Raw genomic sequence first — 22,433 nt, 5'->3', positions numbered from 1 at the left:
GATTAGGCGTTACACTGAATGTCCTCAATTGCCATTAATCAACGATTAGGGACATACCCCATCCATCGGGATATCGCATGCCATGAGTAAAACCATCGCTATTCTCGCCGTGCCACAGGTGCAGCTGCTGGACGTTTCCGGTCCTCTGGATGTTTTCGCCGAGGCCAATCTGCAAGCCGGCTATGCCGCCTATCATCTGCAGGTAGTCGGAAAGACGCTGGCGCCGATCGTGTCCTCATCCGGCGTCAAACTCGTGCCGGATCTCGCCATCACCCAATGGCGTGAACAGGCGATCGACACGTTGCTCATCGCCGGTGCACCGGGTATCGCCGACGGCGAAAGCGAAACACGCACGCTGGACTGGCTACGCAGAGTGGTACCCCGCACTCGCCGCTACGGCTCGGTGTGCAGCGGCGCTTTTCTGCTGGCGGAGGCCGGCCTGTTGGATGGGCGGCAAATCACCACCCACTGGGCGGTAGCCGATCAATTGTGTCGCCGCTATCCTCAGGTCACGGTGGATAAAGACGCCATTTATGTGCGTGACGGGCGCCTGCAGACTGCCGCTGGCGTGACCTCAGGGCTGGATCTGGCGCTGATAATGGTGGAAGACGATTTAGGGCGTGAGATCGCGCAGCGGGTCGCGGCCCAGCTGGTGATGTTTTTCCGCCGTCCCGGCGGGCAGATGCAATTCAGCTATCGGGAACAGGCGACCCTGGCCGGGCGCTCAATGCTGCAGGAAGTGCAACGCTGGGCGATAGACAATATCGGGTTACCGCACAACGTAGCCAGCCTGGCGGAACGCGCCGGCGTCACCCCGCGGCATTTCAGCAGGCTGTTCGGCAACGAGGTCGGCACCTCTCCCGCTAAATGGCTCGAGGAAGCCCGCATCGCCGAAGCGCGCAGGTTATTGGAGCTCGGCGTATTGGCGCCAAAACAGGTGGCGGCGCATTGCGGTTTTTCCAGTGCAGAGCTGATGCGGCGGGCATTTATCCGCCGGCTGGGGGTAACGCCGGCGGACTATCGAAAAATGTTTCTCGGTAAACAACTGCGGCGCGAAAGCTGAGATCAGTTTACCGCCGGCACCGCCTTGGCGATGTTTTCCTGGCGGAACGCCACCTCTTCGCCGTTTTTCACCTCCCAGTTGGCAACCGGAATGTCGGTCTTGGGCGCCGCCGCGACGACCGAACCGTAAATCAGCTTGTCGTCGCGGCGCAAAATATAAACGTCGAGCTGATATTCGTGCCGCAGATTCGCCGTGGTCAGGCGCACGGTATCGCCGCGCTCATAGTGATGCACGTCGATTTCAGGCTGTTGAATAAATTGAATGTCGCTTCTCATCGTCGTCGTTCCTTCAGGCAACATGGCTAGTTAAATTCTAGTTCAACATTGCGCCGACGGCGGATAATTTCCGTTAATTTCCGCGAGTTGCCCGCCAACAGATCAGCGAGCCAAGCGTGACCATCGCTACGCCCTGCCAGAAATTGGCGGTCAGCGAGGTGTGCAACACCAGCGCGGCGAACACCGCCGACAGCACCGGGGTGAAATAAGAGACGGTGGCCAGCAGCGTCATGTTGCCGTGCAAAATGCCAACGTTCCAGGCGGCATACCCCGCCCCCATCGCCACTCCGGCGCACAGCAGCGTTACGGTCACGCCAGCGCTGAACTGCATGCCGCTTTCTGCGCTGAAGGCATACTTCAACCACAGCGCCAGCGCGGTCAGCACGATGAACAGCACCATACCGTTGCTGCCCTGGGCGATCTTCTTGGTCAGGTTGCAATACAGCGCCCAGATCACTGCGCCACTGAACGCCAGCGTATAGCTGAGCGGATTGCTGCGCACGTTGGCCAGCATCTGCGCCGGTGACCAGCCGCCCTCGCCGCTCATGATCCAGCCGATGCCGAACAGCGACAGCAGCAGTCCCGGCAGCAGCCACCATTTCGCCTTTTGGCCGTTGAGCGCCAGCGCCATCAGCACGGTGAAACAGGGCCACAGGTAGTTGATCATGCCCACTTCTATCGCCTGCAGGCGGGTATTGGCGTAGCCGAGCGACAGCGACAGGCAGATCTCGTAGCTGACGAACAGCAGGCTGCCGACGATCAGATAAGGCCGCGGAAAGCTGCGCCATTTCGGCACGCCGAGCGCCACCAGCAAAAACACCGCGCTGACGCTGTAGATCATCGCCGCACCGCCTATCGGCCCCAGCCCTTCGCTGACGCTGCGAATAAGGCCAACCACGCTGCTCCACAGCACAATGGCCAACAAACCGAACAGCGTGGCGCGGGTACGCGAGGGCAAAGCGGGCATAAGACAGGTCCAATGGGTTATTTTTTATCAGGTTTTTCACTCTACTGCCGCACGTGCCAAAAAGAAAGGCGGGATACTCCCGCCTGTGAATTTATTGCTGCGGTTGCCGCTCCAACTGCGGCGGCGGCTGGCGAAAGCGTCGGGTCAGCCAGGCCAAATAGCCGAAGCCCAGTGTCGCCCAGATCAGCCCCATGGTCAGCGAGCTTTTCTCCAGGTTCAGCCACAGCACCCCCACCGTCAGCGCCCCCACCAACGGCAGGAACAGGAAGTTGAAGCGATCTTTCCAGCTTTTGTTGCGCCCTTCGCGAATGAAGAAGTGGCTGATCACCGACAGGTTAACGAAGGTAAAGGCTACCAGCGCACCAAAGTTGATCAGCGCCGTGGCGGTCACCAGATCGAACGACAGCGCTGACAGCGCCACCAGCCCGACCATCAGCACGTTCAGCGCCGGGGTGCGCCATTTGGGGTGGATATAGCCGAAGAATTTCTCCGGGAACACGTTGTCACGCCCCATCACGTACAGCAGGCGCGATACGCTGGCGTGCGACGCCAGGCCGGAGGCCAGCGTGTTGATGAAGGTCACGCACAGGAAGATCGACTGGAACAGCTTGCCGCCGACGTACAGCGCGATCTCCGGCAGCGCGGCGTCGGGCTGGTGAAAGCGTTGAATGGACGGGAAAAACAGCTGAATGAAGAACGACACGCTGATAAAGATCACCCCGCCGTACAGCGCGGTCAGGAAGATGGCGCGCGGGATCACCTTGGCGGCGTCGGGCGTCTCTTCACACAGCGTGGTGACCGCGTCAAAACCGAGGAACGAGAAGCACAGGATAGTCGCGCCGGTAATGATCGGCAGCAGATGCGCATTCTCGCTGAGGAACGGCCGCAGGCTCCACACCGTGCCCATCCCCTCGCCGTTGTGCAGGCCGCGCACCACCAGATAGATGAACACTAGAATGATCGCCACCTGCGCCAATACGAACAGGGTATTGAAGTTGGCCACCAAATTGACGCTTTTCAGGTTGATGGCGGTGATAAGGATAACGAAGCCCACGACCCACACCCAGGGCGGCACTTCCGGGAACAGCGCGGTCAGGTAAATCTTCGCCAGCAGCGTATTGATCATCGGCAGGAACAGATAATCAAGCAGCGATGACCACCCCACCAGAAAACCGACGTGCGGGTTGATCGCCTTCTGCGCATAGGTATAGGCAGAGCCGGCGGTGGGAAACTGGCGCACCAGTTTGCCATAGCTGATGGCGGTGAACAGCACGCCGGCCAGCGCCAGCAGATAGGAGGTCGGCACATGGCCGTCGGTGAGGCCGGAGACGATCCCGAAGGTGTCAAACACCGTCATCGGCGTCAGATAGGCCAGGCCCATCATCACCACCTGCCACAGCTTGAGGGATTTGCGCAGCTGCGGTTTGCCCGCCGGGCCGCCGTCGATGGCTTTAATCGTCATGGCATTTCCCCTCTTGGTCCTCTGCTGTCAACCGTGCAACGTCATTCAGAGAGGCCGCAGGGAAACTGCTGCTCAGGCGGCGGTAAAAACGGGTTGGTATCGCTGTCGGGCGGCCGGCGACCGGCCCGTAGGCACTGCGGCACAGACAAACGTCTGCGCAGGGGGCTGACTGAGTCATGGTTATTTCCTCGTCGGCGTCCTGTACGCCGTGATAGAAGAAATTCTGTACCGCAGCGCGCAGCCTCGCCGGCCACAGGAGAGCCGATGAAATGCGCCGGACGCGCGCGGTAGTCGCAGGGTGAGCGGGATCAGGCGTTTTTCAACATCCACTCGATTTCGGTTTCGGTGATCAGGCGCTCGAACTGCACCAGCTCATCAGTTTTGCAGGCCAGATAGACGTGGCTGAAGCGTTCGCCCAACAATGCATTGAGCACCGGCTGATGTTCGAACTCGTACAGCGCGTCGCTCTGGCGGATCGGGAACGGCAGCCCGTCCTGCTCCAGACCGTTGCCGGTCACCGGCTCAGGCAGCGGCAATGCGGTTTCCAGGCCATAAACGATGCCGGCCAGAATGGTCGCCATCACCAGATAAGGATTGGCGTCGGCGCCCGCCACGCGATACTCCACGCGGTGGTTGTCGCGATCGCCGCAGGGAATGCGCAGCGCCACGGTGCGGTTGTTATGCCCCCAGGAAGCCTGGGTCGGCACATACATGCCAGGCTGGAAGCGGCGGTAGGCGTTGACGTTCGGCGCCAGCAGCGCCATCGAAGACGGCATCAGGGCGATCATGCCCGCCAGCGCCTGTTTCAGCAGCGCCGAATCTTCGCCGTCATCGTCGGCGAACACGTTGTTGCCCTGCGCGTTCAGCATGCTGATGTGCACGTGCATGCCGCTGCCGGCGTGCTCCTCATACGGTTTGGCCATAAAGGTCGCCTGCATATTGTGGTTCTCGGCCACCATGCGCACCAGCCGCTTCAGCGCCAGCGCGTGATCGCAGGCCTGCAGCACATCATCAGTATGATGCAGGTTGACCTCGAACTGCCCCGGCGACGCCTCCGCCACCGCGCCGTCCGCCGGAATGCCCTGCAAACGCGCCAGTTCGTCGATCTCGCTCAGCACATCGGCGAAATGGTTCAGGTTATCGACGGAGTACACCTGGCTTTGGGTGTTGCGTTCTTGCGTGCCCGGCGCGCACGGCGGCTGCAGATAGCCTTCCGCGTCACGTTGACGATCGATGAGATAGAACTCCAACTCTACCGCTACCACGGGGGAAAGCCCGCGCTGACGCAAACGCTGCCACACTCGGTTCAGCACATTGCGCGGTTCAACGTCAAAGGGAGTGCCATCTTCATCCAACATGGTGAGCAGCACCTGCGCGATATATTGCGGGTCCGCCGCCGACGGCGTCAGCGTGCCCGGTACCGGCACGCACACGTGATCCGGCTCGCCCAACTCCTGCCCCAACCCGGCCTCTTCCACCACGTTGCCGAGAATATCCATCGCAAATACCGACGCCGGGAAGTAACAGCCCTTCTCCAGTTTGTTCAGGCCGCCGACCGGGATGCGTTTGCCGCGGAAGCTGCCGTTCAGGTCGGTCAACAGTACGTCGACATGTTGGGTTAACGGATAACGTTCCAGATACTTCTTCACTTCGCGCTGGAACGCGCTACTTCGTCTCTCTTCACTGTGCTGAACAAAGTTTTCCACTTCTACGATGTTGGTCTGCATGGTTCACCCGCCGTTTGTGTTTTGCTGTCGTCGATGTTTATTGACCGTATTGTTCAATATAATGCCCACAAATGAAACGTAGATGAAACAAATTTGTTTTGCAAGTGTTACTTTTGGTTTGAATATTGCCCAATCGACTGCTAGATTTATAGAATATTGAACGAAATCGGCGGTGGAGAAGCTTATCGTTCATAATTTCGAACGTACCAAGGGGATAGCATGGACAATATATTTAACAGACCAGTCATTGGCGTCGTCATGTGCAGGTATAGGTTAAACGGGCACCTCACACAGACCTTGCAAGAAAAGTACCTGAATGCCGTTATCACCGCCGGCGGCTTGCCGATCGCCCTGCCGCACGCGCTGGCGGAGCCGGAAATGCTGGCGGAACTGCTGCCGCGCCTCGACGGCATTTTGCTGCCGGGCAGCCCCAGTAATGTGCAGCCGCACCTTTATGGTGAAAACGGCGATGAGCCTGACGCCGATCCTGGCCGAGACGCGTTGAGCCTGGCGCTGATCCGCCAGGCATTCGACAGGCGCATTCCCCTTTTCGCCATTTGCCGCGGCATGCAGGAAATGGTGGTCGCCACTCAAGGCACCCTGCATCGCCGCCTGTACGAACTGCCCGAGCTGCTGGAGCATCGTGAAGATCACGATCTGCCGCTGGAACAGCAATACGCCCCCGCCCACGAAGTCATCGTTCAGGAAGGGGGGCTGCTTTCACAACTGATACCGGATTGCAACAGATTCTGGGTGAACTCGCTGCACGGCCAGGGTGCCAAAACCCTGGGCGCGAGCGTTCGCATCGAGGCGCACGCCGCTGACGGGCTGGTGGAGGCGATCAGCGTGCGCGATCAGCCTTTCGCGCTCGGCGTGCAGTGGCACCCCGAGTGGAACAGCGACGAGTATGCCCTGTCGCGCCTGTTGTTTGATGGTTTCATCACCGCCTGTCGGAACTATCAAAAGGAAAAACGCCCATGAGCGACGTCAGCTTGGCACCGGGAAAACGTCTGTCGCAGATCCGTCAACAATTGGGGTTGTCGCAGCGCCGGGTCGCCGAACTGTCTGGGTTAACCCACAGCGCCATCAGTACTATCGAGCAAGATAAGGTCAGCCCGGCCATCAGCACGCTGCAAAAGTTGCTGACGGTGTACGGTCTGTCGCTGTCGGCGTTTTTCGCCGAGCCGGAAAAACCGGCTGAGCCGCAGATCGTGATAGACAGCGACGACCTGATCGAAATCGGCAGCCAGGGCGTTTCGATGAAGCTGATCCACAACGGCGACCCGAATCGTACGCTGGCAATGATGATCGAGACCTACGAACCGGGCACCACCACCGGCGAGCGCATCAAACACCAAGGGGAAGAGATCGGCACGCTGCTGGAAGGCGAAGTGGTGCTGCAGGTCAATGGCCAGAGCTATCACCTGCTGGCCGGGCAGAGCTACGCCATCAATACCGGCATCCCCCACAGTTTCAGCAACACGTCGGCGCGCATTTGCCGGATTATCAGCGCCCATACGCCGACGACATTCTGATCAACGGAGCCAGGCATGAACTTTCACCATTTGCAGTATTGGCAACAACGGGCGCAGGCCCTGAAGATTGAGCACCAGCTGTTTATCGACGGCCGCTACCAGCCGGCCGCCGCGGGGAAACGTTTCGCCGTCGAAGATCCCGCCGGTCGCCGTGAGCTGGCGCAGGTCGCACGTGGTGAAGCCGCCGACATCGATCGGGCGGTCAGCGCGGCGCGCGGCGCCTTTGAACGCGGCGACTGGGCCCAGGCCGCGCCGGCGCAGCGCAAAGCCACGCTGCTGCGCTTCGCCGAGCTGATGGAACAGCATCACGAAGAGCTGGCGCTGCTGGAAACGCTGGACACCGGCAAACCGATTCGTCACAGCCTGCGCGACGACGTGCCGGGCGCTATCCGCTGCATCCGCTGGTACGCCGAAGCGATCGATAAGGTGTACGGCGAAATCGCCCCCACCGGTCGCGAGGCGCTGGCGCTGATCGAACGCGAGCCGATCGGCGTGGTCGGCGCCATCGTGCCCTGGAACTTTCCGTTGCTGCTGGCCTGCTGGAAGCTCGGCCCGGCGCTGGCCGCCGGCAACAGCGTGGTGCTCAAACCCTCCGAAAAGTCGCCGCTGAGCGCCATCCTGCTCGGCAAACTGGCGCAACAGGCCGGGCTGCCGGACGGCGTGCTGAACGTGGTGCCCGGCTACGGCCACGACGCCGGCAAGGCGCTGGCGCTGCACCGCGACGTCGACGCCCTCACCTTTACCGGCTCTACGCTGGTGGCGAAACAGCTGATGATTTACGCCGGCGAATCGAACATGAAGCGCGTCTGGCTGGAGGCCGGCGGCAAAAGCGCCAACATCGTCTTTGCCGACTGCCCGGATCTGGATCAGGCTGCCCGCAGCGCCGCCGCCGGCATCTTCTACAATCAGGGACAGGTGTGCATCGCCGGCACTCGCCTGCTGGTCGAAGCGAGCATTGAGCAAGCGTTCCTGCAGGCGCTGCGCAAACACGCGGCGGCCTTCGTCCCCGGCGATCCGCTCGATCCCGACACGGTGATGGGCACGCTGATCGACAGCGGCCACTGCGAGAAAGTGGCCGGCTATATCGATCGGGGGCTGAGCCAGGGCGCCGCGTTGTTCCTCGACGGGCGCGACCATCCGCAGGGCGACCACGCCGGCTATCTGGGGCCGACCATCCTCACCCAGGTGAACAACGCCATGAGCGTGGCGCGCGATGAAATCTTCGGCCCGGTGCTGGCGGTGACCACCTTCGACGACGAGCAACAGGCGCTGCAGCTGGCCAACGACAGCGACTACGGCCTCGGCGCCGCGGTCTGGACCCGCGATCTGGCGCGCGCGCACCGCATGGCGCGCCAACTGAAGGCCGGCACGGTGTTCGTCAACAACTACAACGACGGCGACATGACCGTGCCGTTCGGCGGCTACAAGCAGAGCGGCAACGGCCGCGACAAATCGCTGCACGCGCTGGACAAATTTACCGAATTGAAAACCACCTGGATCTCGCTGGAATAAGGGCTTATCTCATGACTGAACACGTAAAAAGCTACTATGCGGCCACGGCCAACGCACATCAGCCCTATCCGCAACTGAATGAATCGATCGAATGCGACGTCTGCGTGATCGGCGGCGGCTATACCGGCCTCTCCTCCGCGCTGTTCCTGGTGGAAGCCGGCTATAACGTGGTGGTGCTGGAAGCGGCGCGCATCGGTTTCGGCGCCAGCGGCCGCAACGGCGGCCAGTTGGTCAACTCTTACAGCCGCGACATCGATGTGATTGAAGAGCGTTACGGCGCGGAAAGCGCCCGCCTGCTCGGCAGCATGATGTTCGAAGGCGCGGAGATCATTCGCAGCCGCATCAGCCGCTACGCCATCGACTGCGACTACCGCCCCGGCGGCATCTTCGCCGCCCTGAACAACAAGCAGTTCCATGCGCTGATCGAGCAAAAGCGCAACTGGGAGCGCTACGGCAATACCCAGCTCGAGCTGCTCGATGCGGATCGGGTGCGTCAGGAGGTCGCCAGCGATCGCTACGTCGGCGCGCTGCTCGATCACAGCGGCGGCCACATCCATCCGCTCAATCTGGCGCTGGGCGAGGCCGAGGCGATCCGCCTGCAGGGTGGGCGCATCTTCGAACAATCGGCGGTGACGAACATTCGCCACGGTGAACCGGCGCTCATCAGCACCGCCAACGGCCAGGTGAAGGCGCGCTTCGTCATCGTCGCCGGCAACGCCTACCTGGGCGATAAGCTGGAGCCGCGGCTGGCCAAGCGCAGCATGCCGTGCGGCACTCAGGTGGTGACCACCGAACCGCTAGCGCCGGAGATCGCGCAGGCGCTGATCCCGCAGAATTACTGCGTGGAGGACTGCAACTACCTGCTGGATTACTACCGCATCACCGCCGATCATCGTCTGCTGTACGGCGGCGGCGTGGTATACGGCGCGCGCGATCCGGACGATATCGATAACCTGATCCGGCCGAAGCTGCTGAAGACCTTCCCACAGCTGAAAGGGGTGCGCATCGACTATCGTTGGACCGGCAACTTCCTGCTGACGCTGTCGCGCATGCCGCAGTTTGGCCGGCTGGAGAATAACGTGTACTACATGCAGGGCTACAGCGGCCACGGCGTGACCTGCACCCATCTGGCGGGCAAGCTGATCGCCGAGCTGATGCGCGGCGACGCCGAACGCTTCGACGCCTTCGCCAAGCTGCCGCACCTGCCGTTCTTCGGTGGACGCAATCTGCAGATCCCGTTCACCGCCATCGGCGCGGCCTACTACACGCTGCGCGACCGCATCGGCGTCTAAAAACAACAGGCCCGGTCATCCTGGCCGGGCCGGTAGGTTAACGCTTAGACGATCTTCGGTTGGCCGTCCGAGGCGGTCGCCCCGCCATCGACCGGAATGTTGGCGCCATTGATAAAGCTGGCGTCGTCGCTGGCCAGAAACGCCATCACCGCCGCCACTTCTTCCGGCTCCGCCGCACGCCCCAGCGCGATGCGCTCATTGAACTTGTCGCGGATCTCCTGCGGCCAGCCGTTGGTCATGTTGGTTTTGACCAGGCTCGGGCAGACCGAGTTGATGCGCACGCCGTCACCGCCGTGATCCAGCGCCATGGCGCGCGTCAGGTTGACCACCGCGCCTTTCGCCGCGCAGTAATAGGCCGCACCCCAGTCGCCACCCAGGCCGGACACCGACGCGGTATTGACGATACAGCCCTTGGTTTTCAGCAGGTGCGGCAAGGCAAATTTGGAACAAAACACCACGCCATCGATATCGACCCCGGCGATGCGACGCCAGTCGTCGATGCTGGTTTCCAGCACGCTGCCCGCCACGTGTACGCCGGCGTTGTTCAGCAGGACGTCGATGCGGCCCAGTTTTTCCGCCACCTCGTTCATCATTTTTTCAACCGCGACGTGATCGGAAACATCGATATGCACCGCCATCGCGCGGCCCTTCGGCAGCGAAGCGGCGACCTTGTCTACCGCTTCCTTGGCCCAGTCGGCCAGCACCACGATGGCGCCCTCGGCGGAGAAACGCCGCGCCGCCGCTTCCCCCATACCATTGCCCGCACCGGTGATAACCACGACTTTATTGTCAAAACGCATGAGACCTCCTCCATGTGAACGTATTTATATAAGTCATACAAATCTCATTACCCCGAGGATAAGACGCAGGCTCCCTGAGAGCCAGTCAAAACGTGCGGTTTATTAACCAAAAGGAGGTATGTCAGTGATTTCAATGCGCTGAGTTAATCTTTATCGGATTTTGGCCAACATATTGATGGAGATAATAAAATTGCGGCCAGTCACTATTTTCCTGGCAGATTGTCAGCAAGCGGGATTATTGCGGATAGACGGTTATGGCTGCTCAGAGATAAGCAATACGAATGAAAAAAGGCAGCCGCCCGCAGGCGGCGGCGACTATTTTTTCTCGATGGGGACAACCAGCAGATCGACGTTCAACTCATTGATCGCCTGACGCGCCGAAGAAACCAGCCGGCTCCAGACATCGTGGTGATGGCCGAAGATCACCAGATCGAACCCTTTCTCTTTCGCAACCCGGTTCAGCTCTTCCGTCAACGCGCCACGGCTGACAATCACCTCTTCGACCGGGTAGGACGACTGCCCTTTGATCGCATTGAGCATATTCTTCACCCGCTCCGAAAAGGTGCGATCGGTGTAGTTGTAATCTCCCACGCCCAGATCGACGTAATAGCCGGCGCGGTGGATGTCGATATAGATCAGGGAAAGTTTGGCATGGAGCGCGGCAGCCAGCCTGGCGCCCTTGCCCAGCAGAAACTCGGCGTCTTCGCTGAGATCCGTGGCGACAACGATATGCTGATAAGCCATGACGGTGGCCCTCCGCGTCAAACCCATGAACAGGATGGCGTTCCTTGCCGCATGTTTCTTATGCACCTTAAGTTTAGCCCAGCGCCGAGCCCTTCGCCTGCGTCAAAATCGTTCCATTTATGGAACGATGTATCCCGACTTCAGGCTCTACCGGATTTCTCTCTTCTCCCTACACTATAGGCAAGTGCTGAGTTTCAGCCTTATCAATCAAAGAAGATACCCACTGACCTCACGACGAGAAAAGGAAAACACCATGATCACTCCAGCCAACTTCAACGGCCAGCGTCCTGTTATTGATGCCAATGACGCAGTCATGCTCCTGATCGACCACCAGAGCGGCCTGTTCCAGACCGTCGCCGATATGCCGATGACCGAGCTGCGCGCCCGCGCCGCCGCCCTCGCCAGCATCGCTACCCTCAGCAAACTGCCGGTGATCACCACCGCCTCGGTGCCGCAGGGCCCCAACGGCCCGCTGATCCCGGAAATTCACCAGAATGCGCCGCACGCGCAGTACGTCGCCCGTAAAGGGGAAATCAACGCCTGGGACAACCCTGACTTCGTAGCGGCGGTCAAGGCCACCGGCCGCAAGACCCTGATCATCGCCGGCACCATCACCAGCGTCTGCATGGCCTTTCCGTCCATCAGCGCGGTGGCCGAAGGCTATAAGGTCTTTGCGGTGATCGACGCCTCCGGCACCTACTCGAAAATGGCGCAGGAAATCACCCTGGCGCGCGTGGTGCAGGCCGGCGTGGTGCCGATCGACACCGCCGGCGTCGCCTCCGAGCTGCAGGGCAGCTGGAACCGCGCCGACGCTCAGCAGTGGGCCGAGGTTTACACCAAAATCTTCCCGGCCTATCAGCTGTTGATCGAGAGCTACCTCAAGGCGCAGGACGTGGTGAAAAACAACGAACTGCTGGACTCGCAGCGTTAAAATCGCGGGCATAAAAAACCCCGGCTAAGGCCGGGGCTATTGATCATGTGCCGGTGGCTTTCCCGGCTGTCATGTTATGGCGTAAGCGTCCATCCAACACTCCAACATTACGCAGCCTAAGCACAACTTTTTCACAACAGAAAAAAAGACTGAAAAGTGGCATTATTATTTATGCGATAATCTGTTTTTCTGTTGCCAATAATAATTAATTATTGGAACGTCATCGAGGAATCGAACCCCAGTCCGCCAACGAATATTTCGCTGCCGCTCTTCCTGCTGAGCTAATGACGTATCGATAAAGACTCCGGGCGAACCCGGAGTTTATTCAGGCTAAAGGTGTTATTTCTTAACTGCTCCGGCTTAAACCCTCATCGCTGTCGTAAGAAACCGCACCTCGACCGAAAATTACAACGCGACCACGTTGCCGGCAGAAGGACCCTTCATACCCTTTTCGATAGTGAACTCAACCTGTTGGCCTTCGTCCAGCGTTTTGAAATCGTTGCTCTGGATAGCAGAGAAGTGTACGAACACGTCTTTGCCGCCGTCTGCCGGGGTGATAAAGCCGAAGCCTTTCCCTGCATCAAACCATTTTACCAAACCCGTCATTTTAGTAGACATAGAGATATTTCCTTTCTATTTTTGCGACGCCATAGGGCGATAGAGGTCTGTTTTTATTGGAAACTTATGGGGCACTAGAGAAGAAAATTCGCGGAAGAAGAGGTATCTGGGGGATATCACTAACACTGAGAACTGCTTTACTAAAACTGCTTTCATAAGGTCTGTATGACAAACCGATGACGCTATTTACCCACAGCTAATTTATTTAAGCAAGATATATTTTAAATTATATTCATATGGCTCATAAATTTATTATCGCAAAAGGCCGCTGACGCCTGTCGCTACGGGCAGGTAAAAAAAGGTTTCGCCCTGCTGGATCACATCGGCGATTCATTATAAAACTAAGGCTAACTCGCTGCTTACAGGCCGTTAACCGATGATCGATATGCCAGCCGTGCTCGCCGTTTTCACCGTCTATATCGTTGGCGTGGTGATCCCCGGCCCCAATTTTGTCGCCGTCGCCCACAAAGCCGTTTCCGCGCGCCGCAGCGAGGCTTTCGCTCTGGTGGCGGGCATTGTCTTGGTCAACCTGTTCTGGGCGAGCAGCGCCCTGCTCGGCGTCGGTATAATTTTCGCCTTGTTCCCCTGGTTGGCGCTAGCGGTAAAAGTGGCCGGCGCCGGCTATTTACTGTGGTTCGGCTATCGGCTTATCGCCCAGGCGGCGCCTTCTTCCGGCCCCTCCACGGTGACCGGGAAAAGCGGTTTTCGCGTCGCCTTTCTGCAGGGCATCGCCACCAACATCGCCAATCCCAAATCCATTGCGTTTTACGCCGCCGTCTTCTCATCAGCGGCGCCCGCCCATGTTTCTACGCCGACCTTCCTCGCCATGCTGTTGGAAGTCGCGGTGATAGCCAGCTTGTGGTACGGGTTGGTGGCGCTGGTGTTGTCGCACGCCCCTGTCGCCGGCGCCTACCGCCGCAGCAAGGCTTGGATCGATCGTGCCTGCGGCACGTTGATCATCGTACTGGGGCTGCGGCAGCTGCTCAGCCGATGATCGCGATCCCGAGCCGCTCCAACAGCTGCGCGGCCTGGTGGCTGTCCATTTTGACGCCCTGCAGATCGGTAGTGCGCAAATCCAACTCGCCCAGTTCCGCGTTGCTCAAATCACACTGGGTGACGTCGGCGGCACGCCAGTCGAAACCGGAGAATTCGCCGCCGGACAGATCGGAGCCGCTGAAGCTGGCGCCGAGCACCTGTGCGCCGTGCCAGCGGTTTTCCCACAGCTCGCATTTCTCCAGCACCACCTTGGCGAAGTTGGCATAGCTCAGGTTGCTTTTGGTGATATAGGCGCTGCAAAACCAGGTGCGGCTGGTGATCATGTTCATAAAGCTGGTGCCGCGAAAATCGGCGCCCTGCGCGCGGCATTCGCGGATCTCGATGCCCAACGCGTTGGCATGACGAAAATCGGCCATCGATAAATCACAGCTTTTAAAACTCGCGTCTTTCAGTATCGCGCGGCTGAAGTTGCCGCCCTGTCGGCTGTCGCGATCGTAGAATTGGCAGCCGATAAATTCGGTGCCGGTCAGATCGGCACCCGAAAAATCACACAGCATAAAGCTGCCGTTTTCAATCTTCTCGCCGGTAAAGCGGTTACGTTCGATCTTCTCACCCTTCAGCGCCAGGCTCATTGCAACACCCCTGTTTATTTATACAGCCAGGGCAGCATTTAATCCTATTCCGACAGGGTTGGCAACCGTCGTCGATCAGCGTGCCTCAGCCGCAGGCCGTGCTAACGCCACCTTGACGATGCTGAACGTCCTGATGCTCTCCGCCTGAGCGACGTCAGCAAACAGTTTGGGGTAACGGGAGTTGACCACCCACACCTCGCCATCGCGCAACGCGGCGCCGGTCGGCCCATCCAATCCCGGCGGCGTGGCGACCGCGGCGACATGGGCGCTGGCCCAGCCGTCGGCCGAGGCGAGCAGCGTCACGTCGCCGGACATGCTCCCCTTTTCAGCCGGAAAAGACTGTACGATCACCAATTCGTTGGCGTTTTTGAGCCGCAGCCCGTCCGGCCCTTTCAGCCGATGCGGCAGCCTGATTTCACTTATCGCAGGCGTGTTATCCAGCGTCACCTTCCACAGCAGCCCGCGGGTGTAGTCCGACGCAATCAGGTAGCCATCCGGGTGATACACGATGCCGTTGAGATAAGGCTGTGTGCCCTGCGCAGCGGCGGGTGCGTCGGCGGGCAGCAGAAGCGATGAGCGCACCAGGATCGACACGTGGCGCGTTGCCCGGTCGATCTTGTAAATCTGCGGCTGGAAGCTGTCGGTTACGTAGATATTTCCCTGCGCATCGAGCGTCAGATCGTTGGCCAGCGTCGGCCCACGGCTTAACGATGAGAGATCGTACGTCTGCTGCAGCGCGCCGGTATCGAGATTGAACTCCAGCACCTGCGCCACGCGATTGCGCGTGCCAGGGGCTGAATGGAGGGAGACGCCCACGTCTTCGTTGCATACCAGCACCCGGTTGCGCTCGGTGTCCACCAGCATGCCGGAGGTGGTAATCAGTCCCTTGTCGGTGGAAAACCGCCGATAGCGGCCATCCGGGTAGACCAGGCCCAGCTGGCCACCGCGCAGGGAGGAGATCAGGAACGCACCGGCGCGCGGCTCCCAGGCGATGCCCTCAGGGTAGGCGCCGGCGGGATCCGGCGAAAACTCGATGCGTTGCGTGGCCTGCGCCTGCATAACGACGCCGAGAAGCAGTGTGGCGCCGGCCAGCTGGGTGACGCGCCGGCGGCGCAACAATAAGAAAGACAAGAGACTGAAGCGGAACATGAGCATGACCCTGATGAGGACTCGGATCGCTAGAGTAGGATCGCGCCGCTTACGGCACCAGCCGGGAAAAAGGCAATGCGCCACTAAAAAAATCGCAGTAATCAGCGCAAAAAAAAACCGCCCGATGCGGGCGGTTGAGGTGACGGCGAACCGTTACTTCAGAGCTTCCTGAATGGCGTCGGCCATTGGGCCGATGTGCTTTTCCGCCGCTTTCAGCTGGAAGTCCACGCCGTTGCCGTCGTTGGTATCCGACAGCGTAGCCTTGATCAGTTCCAGCGCCGCCTGCACCGCCACCAGCCGTTTGTGCTGTTCGTCCGTGACCGGTTCGGCGCCCATATTGGCCGGATAGTAATGTTCTAACATCGCGATCTCCTTTTGATGACGTTAACCCTAACCTACCAGAAAACCGCGCATTTACTAAGGAAACCAAGCCGGGCGCGGCCGAGTGACGATAAATTGCACTATACTGGGCAAACACTCCCCCCTGATACAGGATCATCGCCATGTCATTCCAGGGAAGCTGCCACTGTGGCGCCGTCACCTTCTCCGTAGACGCCGAACTGCCCACCGAAGCCCTCAGCTGCAACTGTTCTATTTGCCGCCGCAAAGGGCTGCTGCTGTCGTTCTTCCCCATCAGCGCTTTCACGCTCAACAGCGGTCAGGACCAGCTCAGCACTTACACTTTCAATCACCACAGGATCCGCCATCAGTTCTGCCGGACCTGCGGTGCCCAGCCCTTCGCCTACGGAACCGCGCCGGACGGCGCCGCGATGTGCGCCGTTAACCTGCGCTGCGTGCCTGACGTCGCGCTGGATGCGTTACAGATCCACCGCTACGACGGGGCCAGCGTCTGAGCGAATCGCGCACTCAGTCGAAGGCAACCCAGCCGGCGTCGGTTTCAGCGGATTGCACGCAGCGCGCCACCCACTTCACGCCCAGTGCGCCAGCCTGCACGTCCGGGTACCAGAAGTCGGCCAGGAAGGCCGCGTCGCGCCGATCGGTGGCGTCCATCGCCAGCGCGAAGCGGCGGTAGAGATTCGACCAGGCTTCAAACAACCCCTCCGCATGACCGCCGCCGATGCGATCGTCCGCCAACGCCGGCGCATCGAGATACGGCATGCCGCGCTCCAGGATCCGCACCGGCTCGCCCTGCACTTCGAAGCGTAGCTGATTGGGTTGTTCATCCCACCACTCCAGGCTAGCCTTTTCACCGACGATGCGCACCTTTTGACCGTGCATCGAACCGCAGTTGACCGCCGAACACCACACGGAGCCGACGGCGCCGTTGTGATACTCCATCAGCACATAGGCGTTGTCCTCCAACGGCGCGCGCGACGGCACAAAGCTTTGCCGGCTGCAGATCAACCGCCGGATCTTCAGCTGCGGCGCCATGGTTTCCGCCAGAAACAGCGTGTGGGTCGCCAGATCGCCCAGCACATAGCTGGGGCCGACAAAGTGCGGATCGACCCGCCAGCGAGTGCTGGGATTATCCTGCTCCACCGGCGCGGCGTGAAAGCCGTGAGCGAACTGCATATTCACCAGCCGGATTTCCCCCAGACGGCCATCGGCAATCATCTGCCGGGCCTGTAAAATCATCTGGTGCCCGGCATAGCCGTAGGTCACGCCGATGACTTTGCGCTGCCGCTCGCACAACGCCGCCAGCGCCTGCGCCTCATCGACGCTGAAACACAGCGGCTTCTCGCACACCACGTGCAATCCCGCCTCCAGCGCCGCCCGGCAAATGGCGTAATGGGTGTTGTTCGGCGTGGCGATCGAGACCGCTTCAATGCCGTCCGCCCGCGCGGCTTCGGCGCGGAACATCTCGGCATAATCCGCATAACAGCGCTCCGCCGCCACGCCCAGACTCCGGCCAAAATCACGCCCGCGTTCGGCGTCAATGTCGAACGCGCCGGCCAACAGAGTAAACGCACCGTCGCGCAAGGCCGCCGAACGATGGATGTAACCGATCTGGCTGGTGCCGCCGCCGCCGACCATGCCCCAGCGCAACGATCTCGCCAAAGGTTTGCTGCCGTTGATCATCGTGTTTCTCCTGATTAAAAGCCGAGGCCGCGCAAGTAGCGCAAGCTGGCGGTGACGTCCTGCAGGCTGCCCTGCACATTGCGCGGATCGCGTTCCTGCTCGATAGTGATCCAGCCCCGGTATCCGCGCTCGGCCAACAGCGCGCGCAGCTGCGGATAATCGATCGCCCCGCTGCCCAACGGGCACATGACACCCTCGGCGCAGGCGGTGAAAAAATCGACGCCGCGCGCCAGCACCTCGCGGAACACCAGCGGATCGACGTCTTTAAAGTGCAGATAATCGAGACGTTCAAAGTGCTTGCTCAGCCAGGCCGCCGGGTCCAGCCCGGCGTAATACAGATGGCCGGTATCCAGGCACAATCCGGCGGTGTGATGCGGAATGTCCGCCGCCAACCGGTCGATTTCGTCGGCGAACTCGATGCAGCCGCCGGCGTGCGGATGCACCACCGGCCGCACGCCGTATTCCCGCCAGGCCAATTCGCTGATGCGCGTAATGTGCCCGATCATCCTCTGCCACTCTGCCTGCGACAAACGCGGCGCTAAATCTGAACGCCCGGCGAACCTGGCGCGTTGCGGATTGCCGAAATCGATAATCACCAAGAACGGCGGCGCGGCGCGATCGCCCTCGGTCGGCTCTGCCCTGGGCGCCCGCGAGAGGTTGCGGCATATCCGATGAGTCAGGGCCAGCAGGCGCTCAATGTTCGCCTCGCTGACCAGATCGTCAAAAATCGTGCCGGCCACCAGCGACAGACGATGCTGCTCCAGCGCGGCGCACAGCGCCTCGCTCTGCGTCGGCAAATAGCCCCACGGCCCCAGCTCGATGCTGCGGTAGCCGGCCGCCGACGCTTCTTGCAGAACCGTGGCGTAGGGCGGCAAATGGGGATTGTTTGGGTCATCCACGCCCCAACTGCAGGGCGCATTGGCGATAGGCAAAGTCATGGCGACGGCTCCTTTCTTGCGGGGAATGCCGGCAGTATCAAACAAAAATTCCAAAACCATCAATAATGAAAATTTTATTTTTTGATAGAGATCGCGCTATTTTTGATGAATTATTTGATAGTTTTTAATCAAATTGAGGCGACGCCTGACTGCGCCATGACCTCGGCAAACACCACTCAGCGGCCGTCAGAGGTTTTCTTTGGTGATCACATCGAAGCGATTAATGATGTGGCGTAATCCCGGTTGTTCATCGGCAGCGAGCAGCGTCTCGACAATCGTGGCGGCCAACTCAGAAATGCGGTGACACAGCAACAGATCCACCGTGCCGTCGAGCAGCGCCATTTCACCGCCCTGCACCGGGCCGTGGCACACCAGCGTGATGTCGCGCTGCCGGCCGCTCTCTCGTAACGCCTGAATAATGCCCTCTACACCGCCGCTCGGCGCGTACAGCGCCGCCAGCTCCGGGTGGTTCGCCAGCAGTTCACGCGTGACCCGGCGCGCCGTTTCCGCGTCCTCGAGGCTGCGCACCGGTTCCAGCACACGCTGGCCGCTCATCTGCTCACGCAGGTAGGAGCGAAAACCGATCTCGCAGGCTTCCTGGCAAGTAAAACGGTTGTCGCCGATGATCACGCCAACATCTCCCTGACGCCGGCACAGACGGTCCACCGCCCAACCGGCGGTGCGGCCCGCTTTTTGATTATCCAGACCGATGTAGCCGGCGCGGCTGGGCACCGATAAATCCGACAGCAGCGCGAAAACGTTGATGCCCGCCTGCGTGGCTTCTTCTACGGCATAGTGGATCAGGGGGTGATCCAGCGCCAACACGCCGATCGCGTCCACCTGGCGGCTCAATTGGCTAATGGCGGCGGCGGTATCGCCGATGGCATTGAGAGAGTGGAAGATGAACTGCGGCGGCTGCCCCGGCTCATGATACGGCGCCGCTTGCACCATCAGTTCATCAGCCAGTTGCGCATAGAAAGAGTGTTCGCGCCGCAGCAGGATAAACCCCATTCTCAGGCGGCGCTCCGGCCTGCCCAGCACCGCCGACAGGCAGTGGGACTTTTCCAACGCGAACCCCAACTTTTTCGCCGCCTCAATCACCCGGCGCTGGGTGGCGGGCCGCACCGACGCGCGTTGGTTGATCACCCGATCGACGGTGGCGATGCCGACCCGCGCCTCTCTGGCGATGGCCGCCATGGTGGTTTTCTTGCCGCTCATGTTCATCTCCATCAACGATTTGATGGAAAAATATCATAGACGTTGCCGCCCCTGATGTGATGCCGTTCGCGATTAACGGTAGACGGAGAACTTCTTGGTAAGCGGCTTAAGCTGTTCAGTGTCGCCGTAGAGCGCCACCGCCACGAAGTCCAACTGCTCGTAGGGGGTATTGGCGGTGTCGGCGATCTGCTGCTCGGCGGAGTGCGACAGCATGGTGGTGGTGAAGAAGTTGGACAGCACGCCCTCCTCCTTGCACTTGAGGATCAGGTTGCTGAGCTGGCTGCTGTTCTTGGCCTGCAGGATGACGATCGGGTAGTGGCTCATATTGGCGCTGACGCCGTCGAGGCTGCTCGGGTAGTGGTGAAACTCGCGCTGCTCGATAAGATCGGTGATGCCCGCCGTCAGATGGCAGGAGGCGTTAAACAGAGTGGCCGGTTCGTGGTTGCGGTTGAGGATGATGTAGAATTTTTTCTCGTTGTCGCTGTACATACTCTTCTCCTTGAATAGACAACCCTTTTTACCCAAGCCAAGGGCGGTTTTCAAGGCGAGATAAGGGCCGCGTCCGGCCCCGTGATGACGTTTCAGCCTCAGATCCCGCCTTCGCCCGGGCCCAGCGGCTGCGCCACCTGATGCAGCACGGTGATGTTCTGCAGGATAGTGCCGCCGTCAATCGGTTTCATCTGGCCGTCGCGATCTTTATAGTGCGTCGGTTTGGCGCCGTGGAAAAACAGGCCAGCGTTAACCTGCACGCCCAGATAGCCTGCGCTGGCCGGCAGGCGCTGCACGTCGGTCCAGGGGTTGGAAACCGGCACGTACTGGAAGCCCTCGCCCGTCTTGGCGTATAGCGGGCGCAGCAGCGTGACAAAGGCCATCATCGGCGACAGCGCTTCTTTAAAGATCTGCACCGGCCGATCGACCGTCATCAAGAAACCCTGCGGTTGCTCCTCAACCGTGTCGAGGCTCAGGCTGCTGCTGATATCATCACCCCGGCCGCCATAGCTCCACTCCATCACCGGCGCTCCATTTTCATTCATCATCTCTGACATACACTGCTCCTTATAAATAAAATTGATCGGGCACGCTCGCTGCGTGCCGGAACAGTAAACCGCTGAACGGACACCCGCGTCCACGCCGGGTGGTACGCTGGCGAACCAAACAACGAGGTGCGCAAAATAAAGCTCGAAATGAATAATTTCCCCGCGTGACAGCGCAGCATTTGAACGACTTCTGTTGTAGCGCAGACGCATAGTGAGGGCGTTACCGCCTCTGGAGAGTGTTATGACCGCGATTAAACCGGACGCCATCGACCGCGTCCTTCCCGCCGCTACGCCCTGGCTAGCCGTCATCAACGTGCTGTTCGCCGGCATCGCCGCGGCGCTGCACGTAGGTAAGGCCACCATCGCGCTACCGGCGCTGCAGGCCGAATTCGGCCGTTCGCTCGAAACGCTGAGCTGGGTCATCTCGGCCTTTCCTTTCGTCGGGGTGTTCGGCGGCATCGCCGCCGGGCTGCTGGTGCGCCGCTGGGGCGATCGGCGCCTGCTGGCGGCGGGGTTACTGATCGTCAGCGCCGCCAGCTTTACCGGCGCCACGCTGCACGACTTCAACGGATTGATCGTCAGCCGCTTTGTCGAAGGCCTCGGCTTCGTGATCGTGGTGGTCGCCTCGCCGGCGGTGCTGAACCGCATCGTCGCCCCGGCGCAGCGCAGCCTGGTGTTCGGCATCTGGAGCACCTTCATGCCGGCGGGCATCGCCATTTCATTGTTTTTCGGCCCCCATCTCGCCGGCTGGCAACAGAGTTGGCAGGCCGGTGCGGCGTTGACGCTGCTGGCCGCCCTGCTGCTGCCGCTGACCACGCCCCGACGCGCCGCCAAGACGCACGTTCCGCCGTTGCAGCTGCGGCATGCGCTGGGCGCGATGCTGCGGGCACGCCAACCGCTGTTGCTGGCGCTGATGTTCACCACTTACAACCTGCAGTTTTTCTCGGTGATGACCTTTCTGCCGATCTTCCTGATGCAGCGCATCGGCCTGTCGCTGGCGGCCGCCGGCGGCATCAGCGCAGCGGCGGTGGCGGCGAACATCATCGGCAACCTCGCCGCCGGGTTCTTGCTGTCGCGCGGTCTGCGGGCCGGTAGCCTGCTCGCGGCCACCAGCCTGGTCATCGGCATATTCGGCATCGGCATTTTCCTGCCGATGACGCCCAACGGCCTGCTGATCCCACTGTGTTTCCTGTTCTGCGCCATCGCTGGCATGCTGCCCGCCACCATTCTGGCCGCCACGCCGGCGGCGACGCCGGAGCCCACGCTGTTGCCTCTGAGCCTGGGGCTGGTGATGCAAGGGAACTATCTCGGCCAGGTGATCGGCCCGGTCGCGCTGAGCGCCATCGTGGCCGCAGCCGGTTGGGTGGCGCCGGCGTGGCTGGTGCTGGCGGCGGCCCTGTTAGGGGCGCTGTTGGCGCTGGCTTTTCTCAGCAGGCGGCATAATGCAGGGTGATAAGCAGAAAAGTCGTTCTGTTTGTTATAAGCGGTACTGAATTT

24 protein-coding genes and 1 pseudogene are annotated in these 22,433 nt (G+C 60.5%); 9 read left to right on the top strand and 16 right to left on the bottom strand.

Annotation, left to right across the window (positions count from 1 at the left end; translation table 11 throughout):
* Positions 1-82 precede the first annotated feature (82 nt).
* Positions 83-1,063, top strand: coding sequence for a GlxA family transcriptional regulator (locus GUC32_RS10230; RefSeq protein WP_025302557.1), 981 nt, complete (start codon positions 83-85; stop codon positions 1,061-1,063).
* 2 nt (positions 1,064-1,065) lie between these two features.
* Here the strand turns inward: GUC32_RS10230 and GUC32_RS10225 are convergent, their stop codons facing one another.
* From GUC32_RS10225 to GUC32_RS10210, 4 genes are all read right to left on the bottom strand, one after another.
* Positions 1,066-1,338, bottom strand: a complete 273-nt coding sequence (locus GUC32_RS10225) for a hypothetical protein (protein ID WP_025302556.1) — start codon at positions 1,336-1,338, stop codon at positions 1,066-1,068.
* A 73-nt stretch (positions 1,339-1,411) separates the two neighbouring features.
* Positions 1,412-2,305, bottom strand: coding sequence for an aromatic amino acid DMT transporter YddG (gene yddG / locus GUC32_RS10220; RefSeq protein WP_369435709.1), 894 nt, complete (start codon positions 2,303-2,305; stop codon positions 1,412-1,414).
* A 91-nt stretch (positions 2,306-2,396) separates the two neighbouring features.
* Positions 2,397-3,767: an APC family permease gene (locus GUC32_RS10215; RefSeq protein ID WP_025302554.1), complete on the bottom strand. Its 1,371-nt coding sequence runs from the start codon at positions 3,765-3,767 to the stop codon at positions 2,397-2,399.
* Between the two features lie 308 nt (positions 3,768-4,075).
* Positions 4,076-5,494 carry a glutamine synthetase family protein gene (locus GUC32_RS10210; RefSeq protein ID WP_025302553.1) on the bottom strand — a complete coding sequence of 473 codons (1,419 nt, stop codon included), beginning with the start codon at positions 5,492-5,494 and terminating at the stop codon, positions 4,076-4,078.
* Between the two features lie 219 nt (positions 5,495-5,713).
* Between GUC32_RS10210 and puuD the strand changes: the two genes are divergently transcribed.
* From puuD to GUC32_RS10190, 4 genes are read left to right on the top strand one after another with little or no spacing between them, the layout of a single operon-like run.
* The gene (puuD, locus tag GUC32_RS10205) at positions 5,714-6,475 is read left to right on the top strand and encodes a gamma-glutamyl-gamma-aminobutyrate hydrolase (RefSeq protein WP_025302552.1); all 762 of its coding nucleotides are present in this window, start codon (positions 5,714-5,716) and stop codon (positions 6,473-6,475) included.
* Positions 6,472-7,029, top strand: a complete 558-nt coding sequence (puuR, locus tag GUC32_RS10200; RefSeq protein ID WP_016928041.1) for an HTH-type transcriptional regulator PuuR — start codon at positions 6,472-6,474, stop codon at positions 7,027-7,029. The genes puuD and puuR overlap by 4 nt, the downstream gene beginning before the upstream one ends.
* Positions 7,030-7,044: 15 nt before the next feature.
* Positions 7,045-8,541, top strand: a complete 1,497-nt coding sequence (gene puuC, locus GUC32_RS10195) for an aldehyde dehydrogenase PuuC (protein ID WP_060447267.1) — start codon at positions 7,045-7,047, stop codon at positions 8,539-8,541.
* A gap of 11 nt (positions 8,542-8,552) precedes the next feature.
* Entirely contained in the window at positions 8,553-9,833 is a 1,281-nt protein-coding gene (locus GUC32_RS10190; protein WP_025302550.1) for an FAD-binding oxidoreductase, read from the top strand.
* A 44-nt stretch (positions 9,834-9,877) separates the two neighbouring features.
* On the opposite strand, the gene GUC32_RS10185 is transcribed toward GUC32_RS10190, so the two are convergent.
* Both GUC32_RS10185 and GUC32_RS10180 read right to left on the bottom strand, forming a co-directional pair.
* Positions 9,878-10,633, bottom strand: coding sequence for an SDR family NAD(P)-dependent oxidoreductase (locus tag GUC32_RS10185; protein ID WP_016928044.1), 756 nt, complete (start codon positions 10,631-10,633; stop codon positions 9,878-9,880).
* Positions 10,634-10,948: 315 nt separating this feature from the next.
* Complete coding sequence (locus GUC32_RS10180; RefSeq protein WP_025302548.1) at positions 10,949-11,377, bottom strand: universal stress protein; 429 nt, start codon at positions 11,375-11,377, stop codon at positions 10,949-10,951.
* 253 nt (positions 11,378-11,630) lie between these two features.
* On the opposite strand from GUC32_RS10180, the gene GUC32_RS10175 reads away from it, so the two are divergent.
* Positions 11,631-12,308 carry an isochorismatase family protein gene (locus tag GUC32_RS10175; protein ID WP_060447268.1) on the top strand — a complete coding sequence of 226 codons (678 nt, stop codon included), beginning with the start codon at positions 11,631-11,633 and terminating at the stop codon, positions 12,306-12,308.
* Positions 12,309-12,521: 213 nt separating this feature from the next.
* On the opposite strand, the pseudogene GUC32_RS10170 reads toward GUC32_RS10175, so the two are convergent.
* Together GUC32_RS10170 and cspA are read right to left on the bottom strand one after the other, a co-directional pair.
* Positions 12,522-12,599, bottom strand: a pseudogene (locus GUC32_RS10170).
* A 114-nt stretch (positions 12,600-12,713) separates the two neighbouring features.
* Entirely contained in the window at positions 12,714-12,926 is a 213-nt protein-coding gene (gene cspA, locus GUC32_RS10165) for an RNA chaperone/antiterminator CspA (RefSeq protein ID WP_025302547.1), read from the bottom strand.
* Between the two features lie 376 nt (positions 12,927-13,302).
* On the opposite strand from cspA, the gene GUC32_RS10160 reads away from it, so the two are divergent.
* Positions 13,303-13,920 carry a LysE family translocator gene (locus GUC32_RS10160; RefSeq protein WP_060432916.1) on the top strand — a complete coding sequence of 206 codons (618 nt, stop codon included), beginning with the start codon at positions 13,303-13,305 and terminating at the stop codon, positions 13,918-13,920.
* Here GUC32_RS10160 and GUC32_RS10155 read toward each other — a convergent pair.
* The 3 genes from GUC32_RS10155 to GUC32_RS10145 all read right to left on the bottom strand — a co-directional run bounded on the left by GUC32_RS10155 (position 13,910) and on the right by GUC32_RS10145 (position 16,066).
* On the bottom strand, positions 13,910-14,554 hold the full coding sequence (locus tag GUC32_RS10155; RefSeq protein ID WP_025302545.1) for a Qnr family pentapeptide repeat protein: 645 nt from the start codon (positions 14,552-14,554) through the stop codon (positions 13,910-13,912). The genes GUC32_RS10160 and GUC32_RS10155 overlap by 11 nt on opposite strands.
* Positions 14,555-14,629: 75 nt before the next feature.
* Positions 14,630-15,703: an SMP-30/gluconolactonase/LRE family protein gene (locus GUC32_RS10150; protein WP_060447693.1), complete on the bottom strand. Its 1,074-nt coding sequence runs from the start codon at positions 15,701-15,703 to the stop codon at positions 14,630-14,632.
* 153 nt (positions 15,704-15,856) lie between these two features.
* A complete protein-coding gene (locus tag GUC32_RS10145; RefSeq protein WP_004941260.1) occupies positions 15,857-16,066 on the bottom strand; it encodes a hypothetical protein in 210 nt (69 codons plus the stop codon).
* A gap of 140 nt (positions 16,067-16,206) precedes the next feature.
* Between GUC32_RS10145 and GUC32_RS10140 the strand changes: the two genes are divergently transcribed.
* Positions 16,207-16,557 carry a GFA family protein gene (locus GUC32_RS10140; protein WP_047575702.1) on the top strand — a complete coding sequence of 117 codons (351 nt, stop codon included), beginning with the start codon at positions 16,207-16,209 and terminating at the stop codon, positions 16,555-16,557.
* A gap of 13 nt (positions 16,558-16,570) precedes the next feature.
* Here the strand turns inward: GUC32_RS10140 and GUC32_RS10135 are convergent, their stop codons facing one another.
* The 5 genes from GUC32_RS10135 to GUC32_RS10115 form a co-directional block, all read right to left on the bottom strand.
* On the bottom strand, positions 16,571-17,743 hold the full coding sequence (locus GUC32_RS10135; RefSeq protein ID WP_127146162.1) for a Gfo/Idh/MocA family protein: 1,173 nt from the start codon (positions 17,741-17,743) through the stop codon (positions 16,571-16,573).
* Positions 17,744-17,757: 14 nt separating this feature from the next.
* On the bottom strand, positions 17,758-18,681 hold the full coding sequence (locus GUC32_RS10130; RefSeq protein WP_025302541.1) for a TIM barrel protein: 924 nt from the start codon (positions 18,679-18,681) through the stop codon (positions 17,758-17,760).
* Between the two features lie 186 nt (positions 18,682-18,867).
* Entirely contained in the window at positions 18,868-19,899 is a 1,032-nt protein-coding gene (locus GUC32_RS10125; RefSeq protein ID WP_038629231.1) for a LacI family DNA-binding transcriptional regulator, read from the bottom strand.
* Between the two features lie 72 nt (positions 19,900-19,971).
* The gene (locus GUC32_RS10120) at positions 19,972-20,388 is read right to left on the bottom strand and encodes a DUF2000 domain-containing protein (protein ID WP_004941246.1); all 417 of its coding nucleotides are present in this window, start codon (positions 20,386-20,388) and stop codon (positions 19,972-19,974) included.
* A 98-nt stretch (positions 20,389-20,486) separates the two neighbouring features.
* On the bottom strand, positions 20,487-20,945 hold the full coding sequence (locus GUC32_RS10115; RefSeq protein ID WP_043141449.1) for a hypothetical protein: 459 nt from the start codon (positions 20,943-20,945) through the stop codon (positions 20,487-20,489).
* Positions 20,946-21,177: 232 nt separating this feature from the next.
* Between GUC32_RS10115 and GUC32_RS10110 the strand changes: the two genes are divergently transcribed.
* Entirely contained in the window at positions 21,178-22,389 is a 1,212-nt protein-coding gene (locus tag GUC32_RS10110; protein WP_043141453.1) for a CynX/NimT family MFS transporter, read from the top strand.
* Positions 22,390-22,433 lie beyond the last annotated feature (44 nt).

The sequence above is a fragment of the Serratia sp. NGAS9 genome, assembly GCF_009905295.1.
Classification (GTDB): domain Bacteria; phylum Pseudomonadota; class Gammaproteobacteria; order Enterobacterales; family Enterobacteriaceae; genus Serratia; species Serratia bockelmannii.
This window is presented reverse-complemented; position numbering and strand designations above follow the sequence as displayed.

Bases quoted from the DNA above. Each gene is read 5' to 3' on its own strand.
- GUC32_RS10230 (WP_025302557.1), top strand. From the start codon at position 83: ATGAGTAAAACCATCGCTATTCTCGCCGTGCCACAGGTGCAGCTGCTG.
- GUC32_RS10225 (WP_025302556.1), bottom strand. From the start codon at position 1,338: ATGAGAAGCGACATTCAATTTATTCAACAGCCTGAAATCGACGTGCAT.
- yddG (WP_369435709.1), bottom strand. From the start codon at position 2,305: ATGCCCGCTTTGCCCTCGCGTACCCGCGCCACGCTGTTCGGTTTGTTG.
- GUC32_RS10215 (WP_025302554.1), bottom strand. From the start codon at position 3,767: ATGACGATTAAAGCCATCGACGGCGGCCCGGCGGGCAAACCGCAGCTG.
- GUC32_RS10210 (WP_025302553.1), bottom strand. From the start codon at position 5,494: ATGCAGACCAACATCGTAGAAGTGGAAAACTTTGTTCAGCACAGTGAA.
- puuD (WP_025302552.1), top strand. From the start codon at position 5,714: ATGGACAATATATTTAACAGACCAGTCATTGGCGTCGTCATGTGCAGG.
- puuR (WP_016928041.1), top strand. From the start codon at position 6,472: ATGAGCGACGTCAGCTTGGCACCGGGAAAACGTCTGTCGCAGATCCGT.
- puuC (WP_060447267.1), top strand. From the start codon at position 7,045: ATGAACTTTCACCATTTGCAGTATTGGCAACAACGGGCGCAGGCCCTG.
- GUC32_RS10190 (WP_025302550.1), top strand. From the start codon at position 8,553: ATGACTGAACACGTAAAAAGCTACTATGCGGCCACGGCCAACGCACAT.
- GUC32_RS10185 (WP_016928044.1), bottom strand. From the start codon at position 10,633: ATGCGTTTTGACAATAAAGTCGTGGTTATCACCGGTGCGGGCAATGGT.
- GUC32_RS10180 (WP_025302548.1), bottom strand. From the start codon at position 11,377: ATGGCTTATCAGCATATCGTTGTCGCCACGGATCTCAGCGAAGACGCC.
- GUC32_RS10175 (WP_060447268.1), top strand. From the start codon at position 11,631: ATGATCACTCCAGCCAACTTCAACGGCCAGCGTCCTGTTATTGATGCC.
- cspA (WP_025302547.1), bottom strand. From the start codon at position 12,926: ATGTCTACTAAAATGACGGGTTTGGTAAAATGGTTTGATGCAGGGAAA.
- GUC32_RS10160 (WP_060432916.1), top strand. From the start codon at position 13,303: ATGATCGATATGCCAGCCGTGCTCGCCGTTTTCACCGTCTATATCGTT.
- GUC32_RS10155 (WP_025302545.1), bottom strand. From the start codon at position 14,554: ATGAGCCTGGCGCTGAAGGGTGAGAAGATCGAACGTAACCGCTTTACC.
- GUC32_RS10150 (WP_060447693.1), bottom strand. From the start codon at position 15,703: ATGTTCCGCTTCAGTCTCTTGTCTTTCTTATTGTTGCGCCGCCGGCGC.
- GUC32_RS10145 (WP_004941260.1), bottom strand. From the start codon at position 16,066: ATGTTAGAACATTACTATCCGGCCAATATGGGCGCCGAACCGGTCACG.
- GUC32_RS10140 (WP_047575702.1), top strand. From the start codon at position 16,207: ATGTCATTCCAGGGAAGCTGCCACTGTGGCGCCGTCACCTTCTCCGTA.
- GUC32_RS10135 (WP_127146162.1), bottom strand. From the start codon at position 17,743: ATGATCAACGGCAGCAAACCTTTGGCGAGATCGTTGCGCTGGGGCATG.
- GUC32_RS10130 (WP_025302541.1), bottom strand. From the start codon at position 18,681: ATGACTTTGCCTATCGCCAATGCGCCCTGCAGTTGGGGCGTGGATGAC.
- GUC32_RS10125 (WP_038629231.1), bottom strand. From the start codon at position 19,899: ATGAGCGGCAAGAAAACCACCATGGCGGCCATCGCCAGAGAGGCGCGG.
- GUC32_RS10120 (WP_004941246.1), bottom strand. From the start codon at position 20,388: ATGTACAGCGACAACGAGAAAAAATTCTACATCATCCTCAACCGCAAC.
- GUC32_RS10115 (WP_043141449.1), bottom strand. From the start codon at position 20,945: ATGTCAGAGATGATGAATGAAAATGGAGCGCCGGTGATGGAGTGGAGC.
- GUC32_RS10110 (WP_043141453.1), top strand. From the start codon at position 21,178: ATGACCGCGATTAAACCGGACGCCATCGACCGCGTCCTTCCCGCCGCT.